This is a genomic window from Nesterenkonia aerolata (assembly GCF_031470965.1).
In the GTDB taxonomy this organism is placed as follows: domain Bacteria; phylum Actinomycetota; class Actinomycetes; order Actinomycetales; family Micrococcaceae; genus Nesterenkonia; species Nesterenkonia aerolata.
This window is the reverse complement of record NZ_JAVKGR010000055.1, coordinates 1-506: the sequence shown is the minus strand read 5'-3', so window position 1 is coordinate 506 and position 506 is coordinate 1. Positions and strand designations below refer to the sequence as shown.

At 63.6% G+C, this 506-nt stretch carries 1 protein-coding gene; it reads right to left on the bottom strand.

Annotation, left to right across the window (positions count from 1 at the left end):
- Positions 1–6: 6 nt before the first annotated feature.
- The coding region (locus RIL96_RS13300; protein ID WP_310549493.1) for a transposase at positions 7–506 on the bottom strand (500 nt) is incomplete at its 5' end.

Here is a 506-nt window from a genome sequence, read left to right as displayed (position 1 = left end):
GGCTATTCACCGTTGAGCGTGGAGTCCCTGTTGGTGGGGGATCCTGCGGCGTCGGCGTGTCTGCCTGATGCTGGTGCCTAGGATACGTGATTGATAGTTGCGTTGGTTGCGGAATCCGCGGCCGGTGCGTTTGATGTGCTTGATCCCGGTGTTGGCCGATTCGGTCCTGGCGTTGGTGACGTGGGTGCGGACGAAGACTTTGATCTCGGTCCACCAGGTCGCGACGGTGGTGGCGAGCTTGTCGGTCTCGGCCATGTCAGCGGCTGCCACGGCCATCTCGAAGTCGATCCTTGCGTTCTGGGCTGCCGGGATGTCCTGGGCGGCCAGCATGGCCCGTAGACGCTCTTTGACGGCCCAGGCGGCAGCGACCTGCTCGAAGTCTTCATCTTCGAGGACCTGCTCCAGGCGGTGGAGTCCGGCGTCGGTGAGCCGGTCCCCAGCACGCAGTAACAGCATCCGGTGAGCCCATACCGAGTCTTGCTTGCGGCCTCTGCGGCCCAAGACTT